This window comes from Clostridium sp. LIBA-8841 (genome assembly GCF_034439435.1).
Taxonomy (GTDB): domain Bacteria; phylum Bacillota; class Clostridia; order Clostridiales; family Clostridiaceae; genus Sarcina.
On sequence record NZ_JAPCKJ010000003.1, the window covers coordinates 91,516 to 114,425 of the forward strand.

Consider the following 22,910-nt stretch of genomic DNA (forward strand, 5'->3'; position numbering starts at 1 on the left):
TGACCTTTTTTTGATCAAGTATTTTTAGTATTTTGTATTTTTTGACTTGAATTGTTTTAACTTTACATTTATATATGAGTCTAAAGATTTTTTCTCTAGACTTTTAATATTGCCTTAGTCTTAAACTTAATTTCTAAGTTAAAACTAAAACATATCAAACTAATTTGACTTTTATTAAGTAAGTCTTGTAGTTTCTCTTAAAATCAACTTACTTAAGCTCTTCAATAATCTTCTTAACTAAGTAGTTTATTAATTCTTCCTTCTCCTCACCTAATTCTAGGCTTGTAGCAACTTCTCTTGTAGCATCAGTAGCTAACTCTCTAATATCTTCAAGTTCTCTAACTCCATAAGCTACATTTCTTGTATTCATTAAATCTAATGGTCCTATGTTATTTGATGTAGAACTTCCTCCAATTGCACCGCATCCTAATGTTAAGGCAGGTACTAGGTTATTTGTAGCTCCTATTCCAGCAAGAGCTGCTGGTGAATTTACTACCATTCTTGAAACTGGCATTTCTAATGCAAATCTTTTAACAAGATCTTCATTATTTGCATGCATACAGAATGTATGTCCAGCTCCCTCATTTAGTAATATTTCTTTACATTTATTTAATACAGCATCTACATCCTCTTCTACAAAGAAAGTTAAAATTGTTGTTAACTTTTCTCTTGAGAATGGATACTTGTGTCCAACATGGCACTCTCTTGGAACTAAAACTCTTGCCCATGAAGGAATTCCTTCTAGACCAGCTAATTTAGCTATATCTTGTGGAGTTTTCCCAACTATTTGTGGGTTCATAGTTCCATTTGCTCTCATTACAAATTTAGAAAGTTGCTTTGCTTGTTCATCAGTTAAGAAGTAAGCTCCTTGTTCTTTTAATTCTCTAACAACTTCTGCTTCCATAGCTTTTTCAACTATTACTGATTGCTCTGAAGCACATATTGTTCCATTATCAAAAGTCTTAGAATCTAATATTCTCTTAACTGCTAACTTAACATCTGCACTCTTATCTATGAAGGCTGGTCCATTTCCTGGTCCAACACCTATAGCTGGTGTTCCTGATGAATAAGCTGCTCTAACCATTGCTTCTCCACCAGTTGCTAATATTAATGAAGTATCTTTATTTTTCATTAATTCATTAGTTCCCTCTATTGAAGGTACTGTTATACATCCTATAGCTCCTTCAGGGCATCCTGCTCTCTCAGCGGCAGCTGCTATTATCTTAGCTGTCTCAATAATACATTTCTTTGCACTTGGATGCGGTGATAAAACAATTGCATTTCTAGCTTTTATTGATATCATAGCTTTGTAGATAGCTGTTGATGTTGGGTTTGTTGATGGGATAAGACCTCCAACAACTCCTACTGGTATCATTACCTTGAAAACTCTCTTCTCAACATCTTCATCTACTATTCCAACTGTTTTAATGTCTTTTATTGAATCATAAACACTCTTTGCTGCGAAGACATTTTTTAACACCTTGTCTTGCCATTTTCCAAAGCCTGTTTCTTCATTTGCCATTTTAGCAAGCTTTTCAGCATTCTCATAAGCAGCCTCTGAAATTGCTTTGACAATTCTATCTATATCTTGCTGACTCATAAGTGCTAACTTGCTTTGTGCTTCCTTAGCCTTCCTTATAAGTCCCCTAGTTTCCTGAATGGAAACTAAGTCTTTATCTAAAAATTCCATTAACTTTCACCTTCTTCATCATATTTTAGTAGTATATCTACTAAATCTTTTTTCTTTAGAGATTTAAGCTTGTTAGAACTTATGTTAATATTTAAGGATTTTATTTTCTTTTTTAATTCCTTAACACTCATTTTAGATATTTCTTTTATATCTATGGAATTCACTTCTTTATCTAAAGGCTCTATAGCCTTGTTCTCTGAAGCATTTTCCTTTTCTTCTATAATTTCATCTGTCTCAGTAACTTCCTCTGAAGCTTCCTTTGATGTTTCTTCATTTTCAGAGATTTCACAAGCTTCTATTTCTTCTATTTTAGAAATATTCTCTTCTTGATTTTCCTCTATAACATTTTCAATACATTCAACAACATCTTCTTGTGGACTTTCTTCTTCAGATTCTGTATCTTCTAAAATAGATTTCACCGTATCTTCTTTTATTTCTTCATAGCCCTCTTGAATCTCTTCTTGAATTTCTTCTTCGATTTCCTCTTTTTCTAAATCCTTGTTATTTATTAAAAGAGCCTCCACCTCATCATCAAGTCTTGGAATCACATGAACACTTCTAAAACATCCAATTCTACTTGCATAGTTTTCAGCAGACTCCACTGCAGCTTGTACAGCATCAACATCTCCTGTAATCTTTACAGTTACGATTCCTCCAGTAACCTTCTCTATTCCAATCAAATCAACACTTGCAGCTTTTAAGGCTGTATCTGCAGCACATAAGGCTGGTACATATCCTATAAATTCTATTAATCCTAAAGCTTTTCCCATATTTTTAGCCTATTAGAATCCCATTGGGTTACTAGCTACTGATTGTACTGCCTCTGCAAAGGCATCACATGCTGCTTTACATGCTGATTGTGACCCTGTAAGTAAGGCTCCTGCAAAGTTTGTTTCTGTTGGAGGTGCAAAGAACTCACACATTTCAACATCTGCAGCCTTTAATGCTGCATCTAAAGCATACATTGCTTCTAATGGAGGAGCTACTAGGTAAGCTAATGCTTCCCCTTCTCTTATTCCGGCTGTTTTTGAAAGATATGATCCAGTTCTTGATACACATTGAGCATAATAACAAATTGAATCATCTTCATTTGCACTTATAAATCCAACTCCGCTATCTATGAAATCTATAGCAGCATTTAATCCACTTCTAACCTCAGCAGGACTTGGTCCAGCAAGGATACCAATTACTTCTCCAGCTAACTTTGTTGAAGCATTTCCAGCTCCTGCATACATTGATCTAGCATAAACTACATCAACCTCTGCTGCCTTTGTAGCCTCATCTAAAGCTGTATAAGTTACATCATCACAGTCAGATGTGATTAATCCTAAACTCTTGTGATGTGGCCCTAATTCTAATTTTTTAGCCATTTCTGGACTAACATTTGATATTATCTTAACGCTTAAAACATTAGGACGTATTAAATCATTTTTCATGCTTAATTCCCTCCAAACTTATAATTTAAGATCTATTCCTGAAGCTTTTTTATCTAACATTGTTTTTATTAACTCTGCAATGTGAGCTCCAGCTTCAACGGCAGTTGTTCCACCTCTATGAATATTTGATATAACGGTTCTCTTAGCCTCTGGCATTCCAACCTTTGGTTTATATGCTAAGTAAGCTGACATTGATTCTGCAGTTACAAGGCCTGGTCTTTCTCCAACTAGTAAGCAAACAACATCTGCTCCAGTTGCCTCGCCTACAGCATCCATAGCTGGAACTCTACAATATTTAACGAATAATATAGGTCCAACTTCTAAGCCATACATTTTTAATCCTTGTTCTATTGCAGGAAGAATATCTTCTAAGTTAGCTTCTATAGCAGCTGAGCTTAATCCATCTCCAACCATGATTTGAACTTTAGGATTTTTATCACACTCTGCTTTTATAAAATCTATTGTTTCTGGTGAAAACCTTCTTCCAAGGTCTGGACGAGTTACATATTCATCCTTATCAGTACATAAAGTTTTTACAGCTATTAATTTATTTTTCTTAATAAAATCCTCTGAAACATCTGAGAATACTGAATCTTGAGCTGCAGCATGGTCTGCTCTAACTCTTAAAGCTGTTATAGTCTTATATCTAGCACCAGCTCTTCCTGTTCCTAATCTAGCTGGAGTTTTAGCTTTCATAGCTAAGTAAGCTTCTCTATCAGCTGGATCATCAACTAAAAGCTGTTTCTTTATATCTATTTCTGTAATATCTGGTATAAACTCATCATCACTTTCTATTTGAGATTGATTTTGAGTAACTTCCTTAACCACTTTTTCTATTGATTGCGTATCAACTTGTCCAACCATTTGGCTAACTAATTGCTCAACCATTAGTTTTAAATCTTTTTCGTTCATAACTCTCTTCTCCCTCCTATCTTAAAAGTACAGATGCATCTCCAGCTTTTTTAGTAAGCTTTCCATCTTTATCTACAAATCCCATTTCTACTAACCATTCTTGGAATTCCTTAATAGCTGTTAATCCAAACATTTCTCTTAAGGCAGCTGTTTCATGGTATCCTGTAGTTTGGTAGTTAAGCATTACATCATCTCCATGTGGAATTCCCATGAAGTAAGTACATCCTGCTGCTGTTAATAATACAGCTAAGTTTTCTATATCATTTTGGTCTGCTTTCATGTGGTTTGTATAGCATGCATCACATCCCATTGGTATTCCTGTTAATTTACCCATGAAGTGGTCTTCTAAACCTGCTCTTATAACTTGTTTTGAATCATATAAGTACTCTGGTCCTATAAATCCAACAACTGTGTTAACTAAGAATGGTTGGAATCTCTTAGCGAATCCATAACATCTAGCCTCCATAGTTACTTGGTCAACTCCATGATGAGCATCTGATGAAAGCTCTGAACCTTGTCCAGTTTCAAAGTACATTACATTTGGACCTGTAGCTGTTCCTTGTTTTAAAGCTAATTGTCTAGCTTCTTCTATAGTTGCTGCATTAAATCCAAAAGCTTCGTTCCCTTTTTCAGAACCTGCTATTGACTGGAATATTAAGTCTGTTGGAGCTCCTTGTCTTATAGCTTCCATTTGAGTTGTTACGTGAGCTAGTACACAAGTTTGAGTTGGAATTTTAAACTTTTGCTTAATTTCCTCAAATCTCTTTAATACCTTAGTAACACTCTCAACTGAGTCATCAACTGGGTTTAATCCTAAAACTGCATCTCCAACTCCATAAGTTAATCCTTCTAATAATGAAGCCATGATTCCATCTGGATCATCTGTTGGATGGTTTGGTTGAAGTCTTGCTGATAAAGTTCCTTTTTCACCGATTGTTGTATTACAGTGAGCTGTTACAGTTATCTTTTTTGCCCCATATATTAAGTCCATGTTAGACATTAATTTTGCTACAGCTGCTACCATTTCAGAAGTTAAACCTCTTGAAACTCTTCTTATATCAGAACCTGTTGTATTTTCATCAAGTATCCATTCTCTGAAGTCAGATACTGTCCAGTGTTTTATCTCATCGTAAATTTTTTCGTTTACATCATCTTGAATTATTCTTGTTACCTCATCTATTTCATAAGGAACTGCTGGATTATTTCTTAAATCCTCTAAAGTTATATTTGATAATACAACCTTTGCTGCTACTCTCTCCTCTGAAGATTCAGCCGCTAATCCAGCTAATCTGTCTCCTGATTTCTCTTCATTTGCCTTAGCCATAACCTCATTTAAAGATTTGAAAGCATAGACTTTTCCAAATAATTTTGTTTTTAAAATCATTTCTTATCCTCCTTCCAATTAGTTAAAAACTAGTGTTTTTATAACAACAGGTAATACTCTTCCCTCTGCAATTGGTGCTCCAAGATCTATGTAATCACCATTTTCAACCTTAATACCATCAATACAGATAATTTCTTTTTCGAAATTAAGTAAGGAATATATTGCTTGTCCTAAAACCTTAGCCATGTCATTTTCTACAACTACTATGAGTTCTCCATCTTTCTTAATTAAATCCTTCATTCCATTTACAAGACCTTTTGCATACTCTTGTATTTCTTTAAAGGATGGGTTCTTTTTACCATTAATAGCTATAGCTATCTTTTGAAAGTCATTTTCTAATCTGAACCACTCTATTTTCTTTTTAAGAGCTTTTTCTAATTCTTCTGCTCCTTGACTTTCATCTTCTAGACTAAGCTTTAATATAGGTAAGTTTTTTATTGGGAAGCTATCATCTGTGTAAGTAATTGTACTTCCACTTATTTCTGTTGTATGAGAACCTGCTCCTACAACAGTTGCTCTTATGGTTTCAATGGATTTTATTACTTTAAGCTTCTTACATAAATCTGAGTTTTTAATAGCTTGTCCTAATATTATTCCAATATCGCCATATTTAAAGTAGTCTTGGATTTCTCCATCATAATATATATAATCTGCAACTCCTCCTGAGAAGGATATGCATTTTATCTCTGTTTCCAAGGCTATACTCTTGTTTGTTACTATGTAATCAAAGTATTCATCCTTAGGTCTTAAACCAACACTTTCTTCTAGCCAAGCAACCATCATATCAATTATTGGTTTAAGGTTTTCTAATGTGGCTCTAGTTCCTATTTCTAGTCCTAGATTTTTTTCTTTTATAATCTTTTCTATCTTAGGTGAAATATAAGTTATCTCTCTTGTACTTGGATTAATCTTTATAAGTCTTCCTCCTACATCAAGACATCCTGTTTCCTTCACCTCACCTCTTAAGAAAAGTGCAAGGTTACTTGTTCCTCCTCCAATGTCCATATTTACAACACTGGTTGAATGTTCCTTAGAATAAATATGTGCTCCAGCACCCTTTCCAGCTATAATACTTTCTAGGTCTGGTCCAGCTGTTGCCACAACGAAGTCTCCAGCGAATCCACTTAATGTATGTAATACATCGTTTGCATTTTCCTTTCTTGCTGTCTCTCCAGTTATGATTACTGCACCTGTTTGAATATCATCTTTATTTATTCCAGCCTTTTTATATTCTTCTTCAATGATTTCCTTTATTCTCTGTCCATCTATTTCAGTATTTGAAATAAGTGGCGTAAAATAAACTTCGCTTCTATAGATAATCTCCTTATCTACAATGCTTATTCTTGGAACGGTAAAAGCTGATGCTTCATTTTCAACTATTAACTTAGAAAATATAAGCTGAGTTGTACTTGTGCCTATGTCTATTCCAACACTTAAAAGTTCTTCTCTCACCCTTTCACCTCCTTAATGCTTTTCAAAAATTTTATAAGTTGTTGTTTTTTATGCCAACTCATAACACTCTAACTAAACTCTTTAGCTTAGATAAGTGTTTATTTTTTAGTTAGTCCTTAAAGTTCTAGCTAAAAAATAAACCCTCTCTTAAGCTAAAATTTTATTTTAAAGAACTAAAAAGGCTTAAAGTTACAGAAATAAACTAGATTAAAAATCTAAGTTTCCTTTTCTATAACCTTAAGCCTCTTTGCTCAATTCAAACCACTACCTCGCAGTTCATAGTTATTTACATTCTTTATTCTCTTCAATTTTAAAATTTAATATTACCCTAGTTCCTTGTTTACTAGAAGTTATATCCATAGTTCCTTTTAGTTGATCTTTCATATAACTATTAACTATGAATAATCCTAAGTTATTATTATTAACTAACCCTAAATCAAAACCACATCCATCATCTACAACAGCTATAGTCTTATCTTCTCCATGACTTTGAATAAGAATTTGAATTATTCCCTCTTCCTTATTACCAAATGCATGATCATAACAATTTTGTATAAGCTCATTCATTATTAGAAGCAAGCCAGTTAATTTTTCTCCACCTATATAAAAATTGTTTCCTGTTATATAGATGTTTATATTGGTTCCATACCAACTTTTCTTTATATTTTCTATTAGTACCTCAAAGGCATCTCTAACCTTAATATTACTTCCTTGTGACTTAGATAATAAATCATGAGTTGTGGCAATAGCAAGTATTCTGTTTACACTCTCTTCTAAATACTCTTTAGCTTCCTCACTTTTACAGCGTCTACTTTGACTTCTGAGTAATGCAGCTGCTGTTTGTAAACTATTTTTAACTCTGTGATGAGCTTCTTTTAAAGCTACTGACTTTAAAACTAATTCAGCCTCTTTATTTTTAACCTCACTTATGTCCTTTATTATATCTATCACTCTTAAGTTTTCTTTATTTGTAAATGTTCTACTTAATTCAAAATAAGAATTTTCAACTTGGATTTCTCTAACCTGTTTAAAACCCTCTTTTTTATTAAAAATTCTAGAAATGTCTTCAAATTTAGCTCCATCTAGGGATAATTTATCAAAATCATCTCCATAGTCTATGCTCTCATAGCCTAAACAATTATAGATGTTATCAGCCCTAATATTTTTTATAACAAGCTTTCCTTTTTTATCAAAAACAAGAATCCCATCATGAAGGTTATTTGTTATTAAAGTACCTTCTTTTAAAAGTTTTAAGAACCCTTTTGATTCTGATTTTTCATTTGCAGAACTTATGTCTATCTTGAAAGTAATTTCAAGCTCATTACTAATGTCTTTTTCTACTATTACAACTCCTACAACCTTTTCTTTATGAAGAATTGGATGTATTCTCTGTTTTACAAACTTATTTTCTTGATTTAGTGCCTTTATATCCTTATTAACTGTTCCAGTTTCTAAAGTTTCTAAAACACCAGGCTCATTTTCCTTTAAAGCTTTTTTTCCAACTACTTTTTCTCTATATAAGGAAGGTTTGTCCTCCGGAATAGCATGTTCTACTACAATAGCAAAGTTTTTATCTTTATCTAAAACATCTATAAATACATCACTTTCATAAAAATCAGCCATAAGTTGTAAAGACTTAGAAACTTCTCTTATCTTATTTATTTCTTCCTGGCTTAAAAGTGTGTACTCTCTACACAGTGTTCCAATCATTTGATTATTCCTCATATCCAACAATGATAATTTTTGCTATTTCAGCCATGGTAGTTCTTCTATCCATACTTAACTTTCTTATTCTATTATAAGCTTCATCCTCAGTTGAATTTAATTGCTTAACAAGTATTCCTTTTGCCTTCTCAATTAATTTTCTATCATTTAATTTGTTATTTATTTTATTAAAATCTCTTTTTAGTTCATCAAATTCTTCTGCCTTTGATAAGCACATTTCTATAGTAGGAATAAATACTTTTTCATTTACAGGCTTAATTATATATCCAAAGGCTCCTACTTCCTTAGCCATTTCAATATACTTTTTATCTTCAAATGCTGTTAATAATATTATGCCCCCAACTAATTTTTCTCTAGTTAATACCTTACTAGCTTTTATTCCATCTAATAAAGGCATATCTATATCCATTAAAACTAAGCTAGGATTACATTTTTTACAAACTTCAATTGCTTCAAAACCATCAGAAGCCTCTCCTACAACATCGTATCCATTAGCCTCTAAAATTTCCCTCGTATCCATTCTTGTAATAGGCTCATCATCGACTATTACTATAGTTCTTTTCATTAACAGTTCACCTCAAATTAAAATTTGTTTAAGTAATTAAATAACTCTTCTATTCCCACACCATCTACTGTATCAACTTTAAATATTTTACTTACTCCAGCTAATTTTAATCTTTCTTCTGCTATGTCTATTTCTTCTTTATTCTTAGCTAGATTTATCTTTGTGATAATACCTATTACATCTTTGCAAAATATACTTGCAAAACCTGGAGCAATGTAATTTTCTTCTGAAGTACAATCATAAACTAAGGCTATAATATCAGCATCTGTTGCTGTAACTATTAAAGCATTGTAGTACCCTCTGTTCTCCATGTACTCTCCAGGAGTATCTATGGCATTATCGTAAAGTTCTATGGATTGAGTTTTCTTATATTTTATCTCTAAATTGTTTAAGGCTTGGCACAAAGTTGTTTTTCCACTTCCTGTCTTACCCATAAATATTACTCTACTCATATCTTAAGTCCTCGTAATCTTAGTTGATGAGAAATTTAGAATGTTACTTAAAACATCTAAAACTTCATTTAAGGCTGACTCAACAGAACTTATATCACCAGTTACTATTAGGGATCCACTAAATCTATCAATAAAACCTAATGAAACTCCTGAAGCCTTTGTAGCAACATCTGCTGCTATTATAGATGCTTCACTTGGCGTTATAGTTAATATTCCTATAGCATCTTTCTTTGCTACTATAAGCCCTAACTTTTTATATATATCCTCATTAGGGTTTGCTATTATATGAGCAAGTGTAACTTGTTTCCCTGGTACATATTCTTGTATAATTCTCTGTTTTGACTCTTCTCCCATATGTTTCTCACCTTACTTTCACACGTTAAATTATTGACTAGTTAAATCCTTTTCATAACTCTTTAATAAAAAAGCCCCTTAAAGTTTCATTCCTATTTTTGAGTAAATGAAATCCCTTAAGAAGCTACATCGCTCTAAAACTTAATCACACCTTTGTGATAATCTTATTATAAATTTTAATCAATTCATTGTCAATATATTCATATATTTTTCATATTATTTTGTCATATTAACAAATTTACTGTCTTTTTCTTGGGCCTTTTCTAAAATAGTGACTTATGAAAACCATTTAAATAAAAGCTCCCTAAAAAACTAAATACCATAATCTTTTAAGGAGCTTTAAAAACAACTATTTATTTAATTTTGTTTAAAATTAATATTATATCCTCTTCATCTGGCACTCTTGGATTAGCCTCTGTACAAGCATCCTTTAATGCTAACTGAGCAACTTCTCGCTCTAATTTATTAACCTCTTCAATATCAACTTTACACTCTCTTAAAGTTGTAGGCATATTCATAAGTTTTTGCATCTTTTTAATTTCATTTATAAGATTTTTAACTAAACTTCTAGTATTTGATCCTTGTAAGCCAACTATTTTAGCTATTCTAGCATATTTTTTAGCAGCCTCATTAAAATCCTTTGTGTTATATCCTGTTATGTCTGCATTATATTCTATTACATGAGGTAATAATATTGAGTTAGTTCTTCCATGAGGCACATGGAATTTTCCTCCTAAAACATGGGCAATACCATGATTCACTCCTAAAGAAGCCTCATTAAATGCTAAGCCAGCTAAACAAGAAGCATTGTGCATCTTCTCTCTAGCTTCTATATCGTTTCCATCTTCATAAGCTTTTAGTAAATAGTTAAATACTAAAGTAGCAGCCTTCTCTGCCAAGGCATCTGAAAAGTCTGTTGCATTCTTAGAAACATAGGCTTCTAAAGCATGAGTAAGTACATCTATCCCTGTGTCAGCAGTTATGAAATTTGGAACTGTTTTAACAAGTTCTGGATCTAAAATTGCTATGTCTGGTAATAATTCATCTGAAACTAAAGGATATTTAATTCCTTTTTCCTTGTCTGTTATTACGGAGAATGAAGTAACCTCTGAGCCTGTACCACTAGTTGTTGGTATAGCTATAAACTTAATTTCATTTAATTCAACTATTTTCTTTGAGAAATCTATTATTGCTTTAGTTGCGTCTATGGCAGAACCTCCCCCTAAGGCAATAACCACATCTGGATTAAAAGCCTTAATCATTTCAATTCCACTTACAACTAGTTCAATTGGTGGATCTGGCACTATTTCACTAAATACACCAACCTCTGATGATGTTAAGTTATTAGTTAATTTTTCTATAGTCCCTGACTTCACCATAAAAGGATCTGTAACTATAAAAACTTTTTTGTTTTTAAGTTCTTTTAAATAATCTAAGGCTCCTTCTCCAAAAAGTATTTCTGTCTTAATCTTAAACCTATTCATTATTAGCTCCCCTCTTCTTATTAATTATGGGCAAGAGATTTTTATAAAGTAATATAGTTAGAATAAGTTTGATTTTCAAGAAATTAAGCTAGTTCTGAAGTACTAGCTAAAAATCAACAAATTCTTAAAATATATACTTATAAAAAAATAAGAAGCTCCATAGGGATTCCCTATGGAGCTTCTTTGCTCTCTAAACACCACATTGTGTTATTTTTAATATACTCTTTTAAAAAAAGCTTGTCAATAAAACTTAATTTTCTTTCTTTAGCTTCTTATCCTTTAAAGCTCTATAAATATAATATCCTCCAATAGCTAAGACTACAATACTAATTAAGGCTATTGAATAATGTTTTAAAGCTTTTTCTATAAAATCTTTGTTATCATAAGCAAAATATCCTAATGAAAGATAAAAAACATTCATAATTGTTATTCCTATGGCTGAAAGTACAATAAACATCCCCTTATTAACCTTTTCTGCCCCAGCAAAAAGAGATATGTATGTTCTTGTAAAAGGTAAAACCCTAGCTAAAAAAACAGTTATTCTTCCATATCTAGAAAATAGTCTATTTATCTTTTTAAATATAAATTTACTCTTTTTATGCTTTCTTTCAACAAAAGCAATAACTCTTTGCCCTGCATATTTTCCTACTGAATAACTTATTAAGGCACCAATAACTCCTCCAACTATAGATATTGGTAAAGCATACATAATGTTATATTTGCCACTTGCCACATTAGCCCCAACTGCAGGAAGCACGACTTCACTTGGAAATGGTAAACAGGCATACTCAAGTATATTTAATATAAATATTCCAACATACCCACAAGTACTTGCCAAATAAACTATAAAGCTAATAAAACTAGCAAAAAAATTCATAAACTATTTTCCTTTCTGTTTTTCTATAAATTTACTCTTTACTTATAGAAATAATTAAATGATAATAAGAAATCTAAACCTATTAAGAGTGATTATTCTTTCATGGATAAAAAAAACCTTAACCCTCAAAAGCTTATTCTAATTATTATCCTCTTTTAATATTCTTTGAGCTTCAGTAATTCCACCTGAAATAGCTCCTTCATATCCACCACCTGGGTTTACCCAAGCACCTACTAAGCTTAAGTTTTTTATAGAGGTTGTACTTTTAAGTCTATGTCTTCCTGCTTGCTTTACACTTTGAGCATATCCATAAACAGCTCCTTTAGGATTTCCTGTATATCTTTCCATAGTTCTAGGTGTTCCAAGCTCCTTAACCACAATATGCTCTTTAATCCCTTTATAATATTTTTCAACCCTCTCTATTATTTTCTCTATTACTTCTTCCTTTTGCTTCTTATATTCTATTCTATCCTTAGACCAATTATCATAATTATCTATATATGTTACAGTAAGAACTCCCTTATTATCCTCATTCAAGTTCTTGTCCATTCCATTGTAATTAGTAAGTAAAAAGCTGGCCTTCTCATAACTTCCTTCTAAAGATAGTAAGTAATTTTCTTCATGAGAACCATCACCTAAAATAAACACTTCATCATCTGGTATATTTAATTCTCTAGGATTACAATCTAATCCTAAATAAAGTTGAGATAAAGTACATCCTATCTTCTCATCAAAAATCTTCTTAACCTCTTTTTCCTCTAAGGCACCCTCTGGTAAAAGTTTATATGTACTTATAGGATTAACATTTGATACTATTCTTTTAGCTGTAAATATTTCTCCATTTTTAAGAGATATGCCCTTTACTTCTCCATTCTTATATATTATTCTTTCAACTTCACTTCTTAGCTTCACATCTCCCCCATACTCCTTTATAACTTCAACAAAGCTATCTGAAAGAACTTGAGCTCCTCCATGAACATAGTATTTTCCATACTTGTGGTAGGAAATCCAAGGAATAAAGAAGTATAATGCACTTAATTCTTTAGGTGGAAGTCCATAATACATCCAAAGTGCAGTAAATACCTTTATAAACTCCTCATTTGAAACATATTTCTTAATAACTTCATAAGTTGTCTTTTCTGACCAATTAATAAATAAGAAAACCTCTTTATTTATTTTTGATAAGAACTTAGCATCCTTATCTAGGATAAACTTATTAAATCCTTTTTCAAAGCTCTCAATAGCATTAAAAAGTTTTCTTATTCCATTTTCCTCAAGAGGAAATTTACTTATTAAAAGCTTTAAGTATTTTTCCTTATTATTAGGAATACATAGGTTCTCTCCATTATACTTTATATAATAAGCCTCTTCATTTCTTAAAGGCTTTACTTTATCATTTATTTTACATGCCTCAAAAATTCTTTTTAAGTTTCCGCCTTGATCTAATCCTCCAAGTCCATGAAGAGAAACATCAAAATTATATGATTTTCTCTTAAAGTTAGTAGCATATCCTCCTGCTAAAAAATGCTTTTCAAATACTCCAACCTTATATCCGCATACGGCTAATCTACTTCCTAGAGTTAATCCTCCTAATCCACTTCCAATAACTATTACGTCATAATCCATATTGGATTAACCTCCTTTCTCTCAAAACCATTTATAAATATTATAATACCAAATTATTCTTTTGAATTTATTACTAAAATCTTTATTATTTTTTGAAAACATTTTCTTGATTTTTTTAAAATAATATATTATAATCAATGTAAAGGTTTTATTGGTGACACCCTCTTTTCTTAATTTGTCATCAGTAAACTAATTATTTTTTCATTTTTAATGCACTTTTGTGTTATTTACGTATTATTGAATGTGATTTAAAAAAGACAAATACTTTGAGTATTTGTCTTTTTTGTATTTTTTATTCTTTTCTCCAATCATATACTTCTTTTTCAACGTTTATATGATGGCCATTTATTGAAACAGCATTACCATTAATCCATTTAATATCCACTGTTTCTATTTTATAATCCCAGTAAATATTTTTAATATTACCACTTAAATTATCTACTAACTCACATCTTGCAGCCCAATCATTTAAAGTTCCTGAGCTACATATATATGAATTTATGGTGTATCTCTTGTCTGGAGAATCATGACTCTCTTGAAAACTACCTACTGGTAATCTATCCATTGATATCTTATTATTTTTAAGACCCTTATAATAATAATTAAAGGTAGAAAACCAAATTGCTCCCAAAGTACCAATGACTATAAAAAATGTAAAAGCAATAATAACTTTATTTACCTTACATCTCTTATTTAAATCTATTTTCTCCACTTAATCTCTCCTTACGTTTTTAATAATCAAATTTTAAAACATTTTACCATTACTCAATAAAATTTAATTCGTAGCTTTTTGATTATTATGAAAATTTCTATATAAATTTAAAAAATTTTCAAGTATTCTAGCTGTCATTCCCCAAATAACATATTTATCATACTTGTAAAATATAACTTTGTACTTTCCTTCCCTAAATTTATAATCCTTTCCCCCGATTATATTATGAAAAGGAAAATCCTCCTTTGGAACATTCAGAATCTTACTATAAGTTACCTCTGGCTCATAGTTTATAAAATATTCTAAAGGAACTATTAATACATCCTCTACCTCCTCCTTATTTATCAAAATACTATTTATTATATCTTCTTTAGTATCTTTTGCAAAACCTAAAAATGGATAAATTAATATATTATTAGGTGAAACGTAAAAATCTAGCTCACTTATAATTTCTAAGTTCTCTTTTCCTAATCCAATTTCCTCAAAACATTCTCTTAAAGCAGCTTCCTTAGGGCTTTCTCCATCTTCCATAGCTCCTCCTGGAAAACATATTTCTCCTGGATTACTATTTAACTTGTTATTTCTTATCTCAAAAATAATATTATATTTCCCATCTATATTTATAAGAGGTATTAAAACGGCACATCTTTTCATGTCTTCCGATCCATTTACTCCAACTTCATATCCCTTAAATACTTCTTTTAATTCCTCAATATTACTCATAATATTTCTCTCACCTCTTGATACTAAATCTACTATTTCAAAATACTTATAATCTCTTTTTAAACCATAATAATTTCATATAAGTAAAGCTTTTTCTCAAATTTAAATCATAATATCTTATAAAATAAAATTTCATAAAAATTAACTTTATTTTTATAACCTTATGTTTCATAGTATTGCTAATTAACTCATATAATTTAATAACATGATATATACTTATATGTTAACCTTAATTAATATATAACATGAAAGTTCTCTGTGAACAAAGATTTAAATTCAAACTATTCTCTATATATTCTAAAGAAACTTTTAAAAACTCTAAAATTCTAAAGAAATTATAAAATACTATTCTTTTTTTATTATAAATTACTCACTTTAAATTTAATTAAAGCTTTCTTTTTAAATCTAACTATTTTTACAAAATAAATATTCCAATAATTAAGGAGGCCTATTCCATGGATTTCACTAAAACTATTGTACTATTAATTATCACTTTACTACTTCTCATCATAGGAAAATTTACCAAAAGTAGATTTATAACAATACTTTCACTAGTACCTTTTTCCTTAATCATATTAAACTTTTTATCATTTTTACATCACAGACTAATGAATTACTAAGCTTATTTTATTAAATACTCATAATAAACTCTTCAATCATCAATAATAATCCATTAAAAGTTTAAAGCCTACAAAAAGACGTTTATAAATTTAAATTTATGATACTAAAGTAAACTTTGAAATTTATATATGAAAGGACTTTATTATGAGTAAAAAATTTAATACAGAGGATTTAGAAAAACTTAATAATCCAGAAAGGTTAAGCTTAATAGATTTAAGATGCTTATAGAGTTTAAGTGAAGGTGAAAGAATTTTTGTTGCTGATTAGAAAGAAGGATTCCTTAAAGAAGTTCTTAATATTTATTTTAGGCTATGATTTAGACTATTGCTGATTTTCAGAGAAAAATAGCCCTCCCTAAACCGACCAGGAAGGCTAAAAAAATAAGTTAATAATTAAATCTATACATATATAAACCAATATCTTAATACGTTTACATTATAATTCTAATTTTATACTAAATCAAGCTTTTTTAAGAAAAATAGTAATTTTTATCCATATCAAATATTTTGTTTTTGAATATAATAATATATTCCCCTTAAATTTATTATTTGTTAAGGAATCTTAAGCCAAATGAAAATTATTTTGCTTAAGATTCTTTTTATTGTATATTTTACAAAAATTGGTCAACAATCCTAGTATAAATTTAAATAGGAGGGCTATTAAAAATGAACAAAAAAAATACCTTGATCCTTGTAGGATCACTAGTATGTGTAGCTTTATTAGGCTACTTTACATATTCAACTTTTTCTATATTAATGAAAGACAAAGCAACTTCTCAGAAGGTTTCAAGCAATAATCCTACTGATTATGATGAGGCTGATGATGTAGATACTTCTTCTGAGAATAAAGATAAAAATCAAGATTCACAAAATGACTTAAGTGAGAGATTGAAAGAAACTGATCCAAAGCAAAAAGAAAATGACTCATATACAAATGAAAAGCAATCTGAGAAAACTTCTAATAATTCAGAGGAAAAATCTACTGAAGAGAAATCAAATAAGAGCAAGACTAATGAAAACAGTGAGAAAACTTCCAATGAAAACTCAAACTCAAAGAAACCTGTAGATAATAATAACAAGGGAACTAAAACTGATGACTCTAAATCTGAAAGCAAGAAAACACTAAGCTACTCTTCTTACTTAAATGATTTAGAAACTGAAAAATATACTCTTAAAGAAAATGAAAGCTTAAGTGACGTTGCTAAAAAGTTTAAGGAAACTTGTACTGTTAATTCTAGTTTAAATATTATAAAATCTCTCAATCAAGTAAGTAATGTTTCTTCACTAGAATCAGGGGATACCTTACTAGTTCCTGTAAATGCTTTTGAGGATGGAAAAAAATACACAGTAAAAGAAGGGGATACTTGGTATAACATAGCAAGAAAATACTATCCTACTTATAATCATGAGGTTGTTATAGATTTTCTTATGAATGTTAATCCATTCCACAACGATATACTTCCATTAGGAGAGGAAGTATTCTTACCTAACATATAAATAATTTAGGTAAATATTACACTTAGCATCTTAAAAAACTTTTTTAAAGTAAACCTCTTTATTAAATAAAATTTTGAATAAAATGAAAAAGGACTTTAGATAAATACCTAATTAACGAAACCTATAACCATTTTTAAAAGACTGATAAATGTCTATTTTCTAAAATGTTTATAAGCCTTATTAATATAAGTATTTTCATAAGTCCTTTTTATTTTTAGACTATATTTTAAACTAGTGTTGATTTTTAAATAGAACTGTAAGACCATCTTATATCTTAAGAAAATCAAGTTTAAATATAAACTCATCATTTTTAATTTCAATGTCATAGTCAATATTACCATGGGTCTCTATTAAAGTTTTAACTATATAAAGCCCTAAGCCACTTCCGACTATTTCTTTATTTCTAGATTCATCTCCTCTATAAAATGCCTTAAATAATAAATCCTTATCTATATCTTCAGCATTTTCTACAAAGTTAATTATATATACAGATCCATTTTCAAATATCTTTATTCTTATATCTCTATTACCCTTTGAATATTTTAAACTGTTGTTTATTAAATTTGAAAAAACCATCTTTATTATATTTTCATCTCCAACTATATGTAGTTTTCCTTCTTCTAATATGTTTATCTTCAACCCTTTTTCATTCTTAAAGTAATCATGACCATAGATAACTTCATACACTAACTCATTTAAATTAAACTTTTTATAGGTTAAAGTTAGGCCCTCTTCATATTTAGCAAGGTTTATTATTTCCTGAACAAGACCTCTAAGTTCTTCCAGGCTTTCTAAGCTTTCTCTTAAATATTTATCTCTATCCTTATATGGACCTATATTATAAATCATACCTTCTATTTGTCCATTTATAACAGTTATAGGAGTTTTAAGTTCATGAGATATAGCCTTTAAGAAATCTCTTCTTCTCTTATCTTGTAGCTTTTCTTTTTCTATATCATTTACTAAGCTTTTATTAGCTTTTTTTAAATCCTTTATTGTTTTCTGTAAATTATAACTTATTGAATTAATACTTCTTGAAAGCTGCGCAATTTCATCATTTCCAGAATAATTAAGAATTGTGCTAAAATCTAAATTGGCAATTTTCTTTGATACCTCATTTATATTGCCTAAAGGCTTACTTATTACCTTTGAATATATGTATTGAGCTAATATTCCTATTCCTAAGGTTATTAAAGCTATTATTGGAAGCATAATTAGCATTATCTTCTGAATTTCATCTTTCATCCTATTAGGTGATATTATCTTTAAAGTACAATACTGATCTATTGATTTAAAATAGAAGTTTTTAATAATTTCAACATCTTCTTGCCTTGGTCTTAAGCTATCAACTGATCTTTTTAAGTGATTCATTCTATACTTCGTAACCATATTGTTATTAGATGCATAAACTACTTCACCATAGGAGTTGGTTATAAACACAAAACTTTCATTTTTATAAGCATATTGGTTTAAAGCACTTGTATAGTCACTTTCTTTTCCACTTTCTAAAATATTTATAATCTCGATTGTTGATTTTTCAATGCTATTTTTCTTGGAAGCTGAATATATTTTAGGAGCCGTAAAAAACAAAACCGTATATGTTATTATAGAGGTTATTAAAATAACAGCTGTAGATATAATAAATAGTTTTTTCTTTACCCCTATGCCGCACCACTTATTCTTTAAGAACATAACCAATTCCTTTAACTGTTCCGATATAGTCATATACGATTTTCTTTCTTATGTTTTTTATATGTGCATCAATAACCCTCATATCTCCATAATAGTCATATCCCCAGACTTCATTCATAAGAACTTCTCTAGAAAGCACTCTTGGATATGAATTCATTAAAAACTTCAATATATTAAATTCCTTTAAAGTCAATTCAATTTCTTCATTATCAACATAAGCCTTGTAGGTACTTAAATCTAGCTTTAACCCTTTAAACTTTATTATGCTATTATTTTCTTCCTCTTCTTCAATTCCACTTCTTCTTAAAACCGCTTCTACTCTTTTTATAAGCACATGAAAAGAAAATGGCTTAGTTATATAGTCATCAGCCATAGCATCAAAAGCCTTAATCTCATCACTGGCTTCACTTAAAGCAGTTAAAAATATATTGGCACCTTATTTTTTTCTCTTATTAAACCACATAGAGAGTATCCATCTAGTTTAGGCATCATGGCATCTAAGATAATTAAATCGAAATTATTATCCTTAAACTTATAGAATCCTTCTATTCCATTAAAAGCATACTCAACATAATATCCTTCACTTTTTAAAAACTCCACCACAAGTTCATTTATTTTCTTATCATCTTCAACTACTAATATTTTTTTCATGATTCCTCCTAAAGTATTTATCACTTAAAATATTCTATTAGAAATTTTAATTCTCATCCTTAAAACTTATTTAATAAATTTTATACTGTCTCATTATAATTTTTAATTTATCCTTTTTCTAATCTACTAATAAATACTTTCGCATACTAAAAACTCACTTTATAATATTATCATTATATTTCTCAAAAACTCATAATTTCACATTGAAAAGCAAATAAACCTCATTATAAATTTTAAATATTACATATCCTTCATTTATATAGATTAAATAGAAAAGATTATATAAATGATAATTATAATTTTAGCAAAATTAACTACAAAAAATTTAGTTTTAGAATTTTGTAACATATAGTTGTTTATTTAAATTCTAGATAATTTAAACAAAAAAATGAGTCGTAATTGTGACTTCAATTTCGACTCATTTATTTAATTCTTATAAATCTGTATTTATATAACTTGCTTTTAAAACAAAGCTCTATACTTCACCTTAGTTCTATTTGTTTCTTAGTATAGTTTATTTCTTAATGCCAATTTACTCCTACATAAAACCAAGTAATTATGAAGATTTATCTGGAAATCAATATCCACTTAAAACTAATCTAAAATTAAATATAATTCAAAATTTTATTATACTTTATAATATTTCCCTCTACTTACTATTGTCCATAGAATCCATATTATTATAAGTTCTAAGGCTATAAAAATATATACTCCATATGAAATCTTATTAATGAAATAATGCATTCCACCTAATATTCCACTTAATATAAAAATTAATATTGTTACTCCTAAATCATCCATTTTTCCACCATCCTTAAAACTTATGGAAAAAGGAAGGTGCTTGTCCATTGCTTTAAGAGCTATTAAGCTTAAAATCACTATTACTAAAAATATAGCTATAATTTGAGGTAAGATTCTTAAAGTGAATATCCATAAAAATATCAAAGATAATAAAATATAAACTGGTAAAACCATCTTATAAAAAACTCCCTTATATGCTCCCTTAAATATTGAAGCCATATCATCTATAGGAACAGCCTTATATATCCATGCTGCCTTAAATTGATCTGAATACTTAATCATAAGTATAACAGGAGCTAAGATGAATATACCAAGATACAACGTAAAAAAACTATTTGAATGAGCCATTCCAGTTTTCCACTCCGTAAAATTTCCATACTTATCAAATGTATTTGCTAGAAATATAAAAGGGAATATTAAAGCCATAGCTAAATTAGGATATGTTCTTAACTTAAAATTCCTCTCACTTTTTATTATATTTACAGTAAAGTTAAAGAAACTCTTCTCAGTATTGCTTCTACAAATTAAATTTCCAATCCTAAAAGAGAATGGAATCTTATCTTTTCCCTTATATGTATTGTTATTTAACTTTTGGATATAATCTTCAAATTTCTTAGCTATTTTAAAATAAATAAGTATTGATACTAATGGTGCTAAAACTGCTAATATGGTAAGCATTATCAATGTATTATTTATTTTCCCACTTTCTACTATTTCAAGTGGAGCTGCAAACCATAAAGAAGGAATTAATCCTTGCCACCATTTAGTGACAGTAAAAGTACTCTCCACTTCTAAAACATTAAAAAGTCTTCCTATAATTTGATACATAACCATTATTCCTACAGTAAGAAATATTTGAACTCCATTTATTATATCTTTAAGTTTTTCTCCATTAAAAAATTTAAGAACTAAATAATAAATAAAAGCTGTTATTAGTACCATAAATAAATTAATAAGTATAATCTCTAAAATAAAAACCACTGTAAATACTATTCCATATCTTAAGGAGACGATTATTCCTGCTCCACCATAGGCTAAACTTATTTTTGTCATATAAATCAAAATGTTAGTAATCTTAGCTGCATTTATTGTTTTAGAGCTCACCCCTGTAATTCCTAACAAATTCTTATCTTTAATATCTAAAAGAACATAGGCAAAATCTGTTATGAAACTACTTCCTATTACAAACATGAAAAATCCAAAATAAAGAGTCATTTGAAGCATTATATTATATTTAAAAACTATAACTAAGGCCATAAAGGCTCCCATTAATGCATACAATCCTAATGCCATACCAAACTTATTCTCTTTTTCTTCATTATATTTATTATTCATAGTAATTGTAGGTGCTCTTCTTTTATCCATAATAAGTTTAGTTTCTAAAATTAATTTCATCATTTCATAGTCAACACCAAGTTTTTCATAAAGGCCTCTAAATCTATCTACTATTTTTAAAGCTCTATCCTTCTTCATAAACTACACCCCTTTATAAGTGCAGTAAATTCTTCTGCTAATTTTTTATGATTATTAAAGCCAGTTAAATCATTAAATATTTCTTCTAAAGACTCTTCATTGCAGTTTTTCTTAAGCTCTTCAAAGCTTCCATCAGCAGCAACTACTCCATTATTTAGAAGAATTATTCTATGACTTATTTTTTCAACCACATCAATTATATGAGATGAATAGAATATGGTTTTACCCTCCTTAACTAGTTCAGATAAAATCTCTTTTATAACCATAACGCTATTTGCATCTAAGCCATTTAAAGGTTCATCTAAAAATAAAATATCTGGATTATGTATAAGACTTGATATTAAAAGAACTTTTTGTCTCATTCCCTTAGAAAAACTTGAAATTCTAGAATTATAAACTCCACCTATGCCTAATATTTTCATAAGTTGTTTACTCTTATATAAAACATCTTTATATTCCATGCCATATAATTGTCCCATAAAAGTTAGATACTCCTTAGCTGTCAAAGTATCATATATATCTGCCATTTCTGGGACATATCCAATTCTCTTTTTATAGCTTCCATCATTTTTTAGAATATTCTCTCCAAAAATCTCAACAGTACCTGTATACCCACTTAAAAGACCTAACATTATTTTAACCGTAGTACTTTTTCCTGCCCCATTAGTTCCAATGTAACCTATTATTTCACCTTTATGTATATCTAAATTTATTCCTTTTAAAACCTCTTTTGAACCAAAGTTCATTTTTAAATCTCTTATTTTTATAATAAGCTCATTATTTT

General features: G+C 29.4%; 19 protein-coding genes and 1 pseudogene. 1 reads left to right on the forward strand and 19 read right to left on the reverse strand.

Translation table 11 applies throughout. From position 1 onward, the window contains the following. Positions 1-208: 208 nt before the first annotated feature. The 15 genes from OIF33_RS09045 to OIF33_RS09115 all read right to left on the reverse strand — a co-directional run bounded on the left by OIF33_RS09045 (position 209) and on the right by OIF33_RS09115 (position 15,392). Positions 209-1,690, reverse strand: coding sequence for an acetaldehyde dehydrogenase (acetylating) (locus tag OIF33_RS09045; RefSeq protein WP_322503921.1), 1,482 nt, complete (start codon positions 1,688-1,690; stop codon positions 209-211). Continuing rightward, on the reverse strand, positions 1,690-2,460 hold the full coding sequence (locus OIF33_RS09050) for a BMC domain-containing protein (protein ID WP_322503922.1): 771 nt from the start codon (positions 2,458-2,460) through the stop codon (positions 1,690-1,692). Before OIF33_RS09050 ends, OIF33_RS09045 begins: the two co-directional genes overlap by 1 nt. A 12-nt stretch (positions 2,461-2,472) precedes the next feature. Next, entirely contained in the window at positions 2,473-3,126 is a 654-nt protein-coding gene (gene eutL / locus OIF33_RS09055; RefSeq protein WP_322503923.1) for an ethanolamine utilization microcompartment protein EutL, read from the reverse strand. 18 nt (positions 3,127-3,144) lie between these two features. Beyond that, complete coding sequence (gene eutC, locus OIF33_RS09060) at positions 3,145-4,038, reverse strand: ethanolamine ammonia-lyase subunit EutC (protein WP_322503924.1); 894 nt, start codon at positions 4,036-4,038, stop codon at positions 3,145-3,147. Positions 4,039-4,054: 16 nt separating this feature from the next. Next, positions 4,055-5,422, reverse strand: a complete 1,368-nt coding sequence (locus tag OIF33_RS09065) for an ethanolamine ammonia-lyase subunit EutB (RefSeq protein ID WP_322503925.1) — start codon at positions 5,420-5,422, stop codon at positions 4,055-4,057. Between the two features lie 18 nt (positions 5,423-5,440). Continuing rightward, positions 5,441-6,874 (reverse strand): ethanolamine ammonia-lyase reactivating factor EutA, encoded by a 1,434-nt coding sequence (eutA, locus tag OIF33_RS09070; RefSeq protein WP_322503926.1) that lies wholly within the window; start codon positions 6,872-6,874, stop codon positions 5,441-5,443. A 282-nt stretch (positions 6,875-7,156) separates the two neighbouring features. Further along, positions 7,157-8,584, reverse strand: coding sequence for a sensor histidine kinase (locus tag OIF33_RS09075; protein WP_322503927.1), 1,428 nt, complete (start codon positions 8,582-8,584; stop codon positions 7,157-7,159). 4 nt (positions 8,585-8,588) lie between these two features. Further along, on the reverse strand, positions 8,589-9,164 hold the full coding sequence (locus OIF33_RS09080) for an ANTAR domain-containing response regulator (protein ID WP_322503928.1): 576 nt from the start codon (positions 9,162-9,164) through the stop codon (positions 8,589-8,591). Between the two features lie 17 nt (positions 9,165-9,181). Beyond that, positions 9,182-9,616 (reverse strand): EutP/PduV family microcompartment system protein, encoded by a 435-nt coding sequence (locus OIF33_RS09085; protein WP_322503929.1) that lies wholly within the window; start codon positions 9,614-9,616, stop codon positions 9,182-9,184. A gap of 3 nt (positions 9,617-9,619) precedes the next feature. After that, the gene (locus OIF33_RS09090; protein WP_322503930.1) at positions 9,620-9,970 is read right to left on the reverse strand and encodes a BMC domain-containing protein; all 351 of its coding nucleotides are present in this window, start codon (positions 9,968-9,970) and stop codon (positions 9,620-9,622) included. Between the two features lie 353 nt (positions 9,971-10,323). Continuing rightward, positions 10,324-11,454 carry a 1-propanol dehydrogenase PduQ gene (locus OIF33_RS09095; protein ID WP_322503931.1) on the reverse strand — a complete coding sequence of 377 codons (1,131 nt, stop codon included), beginning with the start codon at positions 11,452-11,454 and terminating at the stop codon, positions 10,324-10,326. Between the two features lie 250 nt (positions 11,455-11,704). Further along, positions 11,705-12,331 (reverse strand): DedA family protein, encoded by a 627-nt coding sequence (locus OIF33_RS09100; RefSeq protein ID WP_322503932.1) that lies wholly within the window; start codon positions 12,329-12,331, stop codon positions 11,705-11,707. A 138-nt stretch (positions 12,332-12,469) separates the two neighbouring features. Beyond that, positions 12,470-13,957, reverse strand: coding sequence for an NAD(P)/FAD-dependent oxidoreductase (locus OIF33_RS09105; RefSeq protein ID WP_322503933.1), 1,488 nt, complete (start codon positions 13,955-13,957; stop codon positions 12,470-12,472). Positions 13,958-14,249: 292 nt separating this feature from the next. Further along, positions 14,250-14,669: a DUF5412 family protein gene (locus OIF33_RS09110; RefSeq protein ID WP_322503934.1), complete on the reverse strand. Its 420-nt coding sequence runs from the start codon at positions 14,667-14,669 to the stop codon at positions 14,250-14,252. A 63-nt stretch (positions 14,670-14,732) separates the two neighbouring features. Then, on the reverse strand, positions 14,733-15,392 hold the full coding sequence (locus OIF33_RS09115) for a CoA pyrophosphatase (RefSeq protein WP_322503935.1): 660 nt from the start codon (positions 15,390-15,392) through the stop codon (positions 14,733-14,735). A gap of 1,286 nt (positions 15,393-16,678) precedes the next feature. On the opposite strand from OIF33_RS09115, the gene OIF33_RS09120 reads away from it, so the two are divergent. Further along, positions 16,679-17,509: a LysM peptidoglycan-binding domain-containing protein gene (locus OIF33_RS09120; RefSeq protein ID WP_322503936.1), complete on the forward strand. Its 831-nt coding sequence runs from the start codon at positions 16,679-16,681 to the stop codon at positions 17,507-17,509. A gap of 267 nt (positions 17,510-17,776) precedes the next feature. On the opposite strand, the gene OIF33_RS09125 is transcribed toward OIF33_RS09120, so the two are convergent. From OIF33_RS09125 to OIF33_RS09140, 4 genes and pseudogenes are all read right to left on the reverse strand, one after another. Then, positions 17,777-19,201 (reverse strand): HAMP domain-containing sensor histidine kinase, encoded by a 1,425-nt coding sequence (locus OIF33_RS09125; protein ID WP_322503937.1) that lies wholly within the window; start codon positions 19,199-19,201, stop codon positions 17,777-17,779. Then, positions 19,185-19,855 (reverse strand): annotated as a pseudogene (locus OIF33_RS09130) (response regulator transcription factor). Before OIF33_RS09130 ends, OIF33_RS09125 begins: the two are co-directional and overlap by 17 nt. 624 nt (positions 19,856-20,479) lie before the next feature. Continuing rightward, complete coding sequence (locus tag OIF33_RS09135) at positions 20,480-22,126, reverse strand: ABC transporter permease (RefSeq protein ID WP_322503938.1); 1,647 nt, start codon at positions 22,124-22,126, stop codon at positions 20,480-20,482. Next, positions 22,123-22,872 (reverse strand): ABC transporter ATP-binding protein, encoded by a 750-nt coding sequence (locus OIF33_RS09140; RefSeq protein WP_322504315.1) that lies wholly within the window; start codon positions 22,870-22,872, stop codon positions 22,123-22,125. The genes OIF33_RS09135 and OIF33_RS09140 overlap by 4 nt, the downstream gene beginning before the upstream one ends. Positions 22,873-22,910: the final 38 nt, after the last annotated feature.

Bases quoted from the DNA above. Each gene is read 5' to 3' on its own strand.
- OIF33_RS09045 (WP_322503921.1), bottom strand. From the start codon at position 1,690: ATGGAATTTTTAGATAAAGACTTAGTTTCCATTCAGGAAACTAGGGGA.
- OIF33_RS09050 (WP_322503922.1), bottom strand. From the start codon at position 2,460: ATGGGAAAAGCTTTAGGATTAATAGAATTTATAGGATATGTACCAGCC.
- eutL (WP_322503923.1), bottom strand. From the start codon at position 3,126: ATGAAAAATGATTTAATACGTCCTAATGTTTTAAGCGTTAAGATAATA.
- eutC (WP_322503924.1), bottom strand. From the start codon at position 4,038: ATGAACGAAAAAGATTTAAAACTAATGGTTGAGCAATTAGTTAGCCAA.
- OIF33_RS09065 (WP_322503925.1), bottom strand. From the start codon at position 5,422: ATGATTTTAAAAACAAAATTATTTGGAAAAGTCTATGCTTTCAAATCT.
- OIF33_RS09075 (WP_322503927.1), bottom strand. From the start codon at position 8,584: ATGATTGGAACACTGTGTAGAGAGTACACACTTTTAAGCCAGGAAGAA.
- OIF33_RS09080 (WP_322503928.1), bottom strand. From the start codon at position 9,164: ATGAAAAGAACTATAGTAATAGTCGATGATGAGCCTATTACAAGAATG.
- OIF33_RS09085 (WP_322503929.1), bottom strand. From the start codon at position 9,616: ATGAGTAGAGTAATATTTATGGGTAAGACAGGAAGTGGAAAAACAACT.
- OIF33_RS09090 (WP_322503930.1), bottom strand. From the start codon at position 9,970: ATGGGAGAAGAGTCAAAACAGAGAATTATACAAGAATATGTACCAGGG.
- OIF33_RS09095 (WP_322503931.1), bottom strand. From the start codon at position 11,454: ATGAATAGGTTTAAGATTAAGACAGAAATACTTTTTGGAGAAGGAGCC.
- OIF33_RS09100 (WP_322503932.1), bottom strand. From the start codon at position 12,331: ATGAATTTTTTTGCTAGTTTTATTAGCTTTATAGTTTATTTGGCAAGT.
- OIF33_RS09105 (WP_322503933.1), bottom strand. From the start codon at position 13,957: ATGGATTATGACGTAATAGTTATTGGAAGTGGATTAGGAGGATTAACT.
- OIF33_RS09115 (WP_322503935.1), bottom strand. From the start codon at position 15,392: ATGAGTAATATTGAGGAATTAAAAGAAGTATTTAAGGGATATGAAGTT.
- OIF33_RS09120 (WP_322503936.1), top strand. From the start codon at position 16,679: ATGAACAAAAAAAATACCTTGATCCTTGTAGGATCACTAGTATGTGTA.
- OIF33_RS09125 (WP_322503937.1), bottom strand. From the start codon at position 19,201: ATGTTCTTAAAGAATAAGTGGTGCGGCATAGGGGTAAAGAAAAAACTA.
- OIF33_RS09135 (WP_322503938.1), bottom strand. From the start codon at position 22,126: ATGAAGAAGGATAGAGCTTTAAAAATAGTAGATAGATTTAGAGGCCTT.
- OIF33_RS09140 (WP_322504315.1), bottom strand. From the start codon at position 22,872: ATGAACTTTGGTTCAAAAGAGGTTTTAAAAGGAATAAATTTAGATATA.